Raw genomic sequence first — 1730 nt, forward strand, 5'->3', positions numbered from 1 at the left:
TTAATGTCACCGCTTTCTTTAGCACAAAATCCGGTGCCAACAGTAGAATATCAAGCCCTTGTAGATTTCTATAATCTTATGGGTGGAGACGATTGGCTAACCAAATGGGATATTAGCAGTAATAATTTACATACAACTACCTGGCACGGTGTTGTTGTTGAAAATGAACATATTGTGGAAATCAATTTGCCAAACAACAGGATAAAAGGAGCAATTCCATCTTCTTTCGGCAATTTAAAGTCACTTAGAAAACTCAATCTGGGCTCAACAACTACATCAACTTATTATGCCCATGACTTGAGTTCAACAAATCTGAACAACCTATCGGGGCTGGAAAGCCTGGAAGACCTCAACCTCAGGTACTGCAATATTGCAGGGAGCATTCCCGCTTCATGGTCGCAACTAACCAACCTAAAATTTTTGGTGGTAAGTAACAATGCTCTTACAGGAACTATTTTCAATGAGATAGGAAATTTAACAGCCTTGGAAAGTGTCGATTTATCGTACAATGGATTGGATGCCATCCCAGCCACCATAGCCAATCTAACCAACCTAAAAACCTTAAACTTACAGAACAATAAGTTAAAAAAACTACCACAGGTAATGGAAAGCCTAACGAGTTTAACCTCGTTAAACCTATATTATAATGAAATTTCCGAAATAGAAGCTTTGTTGAGCACCAGCGTTGCCCTTTACCTTAATTACCAAACCATTACCCTGGGTGAGTTTGTTTTTACTGGTGATGATGTACTGGTTACTAATCTGCCCAATATTACAAGGTACAACAGATCTCAGAACGACTTTTCGGCCTTGAACTCCTTTTATTTACGTATTGATGGCGCCAACATCGTCACCGGCCTACAATTGAACGCAGACGGCAGTTTGCTTATAGAGAAACAGTACTTAAGCTCGTTGACGCCGGAAAAACAGGTAGCCCTTTACCAACAGAACGGAAACGCCTCCGGGTCTTATTTAAACTTCACGACCACCACGGTAAGTCTCCCCGAGGTTCCGGAAACCGAATACCAGGCACTTGTGGATTTTTATAACGCTACACAAGGTGATAGTTCTTGGTTAACCACCTGGGATGTGAGCACCAATAACCTCAATATTGGACCTTGGTTCGGTCTGGTGATTGAAGATGGTCATATCGTTGAAATCGATCTGACCAACAACAGGATTCGTGGAGCGATACCAGCCTCTTTCAGCGATTTAAAATTTCTTAGAAAACTCAATCTGGGCTCAACAACTACATCTTCTTATTATTCCCACGACTTGAGTTCGACAAACCTGGACAACCTATCGGGGCTGGAAAGCCTTGAAGACCTAAACCTCAGGTACTGCAATATTTCAGGGAGCCTTCCCGCTTCATGGTCGCAACTAACCAACCTAAAATCTTTGGTGGTAAGTAACACTGCTCTTACAGGAACCATTTTCAATGAGATTGGCGATTTGACCGATTTGGTAACCATCAATTTATCGCAAAACAACCTGACTATCATCCCGGGTTCCATAGGTAATTTAACAGCCTTAGAAAGTGCTGATTTATCGTACAATGGATTCGATTCCATTCCAGCTACCATAGCCAATCTAACCAACCTAAAAACCTTAAACCTGCGGGACAATAAGCTAAAGAAATTGCCACAAGTGATGGAGAGCCTAACCAGCTTAACCTCGTTAAATTTATATTATAACGAAATTTCCGAAATTGAGGCTTTGTTGAGCACCAG

1 protein-coding gene is annotated in these 1730 nt (G+C 41.3%); it reads left to right on the top strand.

Features of this window, described 5'->3' with window-relative positions; translation table 11 throughout:
- Positions 1-1730, top strand: a 1730-nt coding sequence (locus WBN21_RS16515; protein WP_424202231.1) for a leucine-rich repeat domain-containing protein, incomplete at both ends; no start/stop codon positions are given.

Origin of the sequence: Algibacter sp., assembly GCF_049667265.1 — a bacterium.
In the GTDB taxonomy this organism is placed as follows: Bacteria; Bacteroidota; Bacteroidia; order Flavobacteriales; family Flavobacteriaceae; genus Algibacter_B.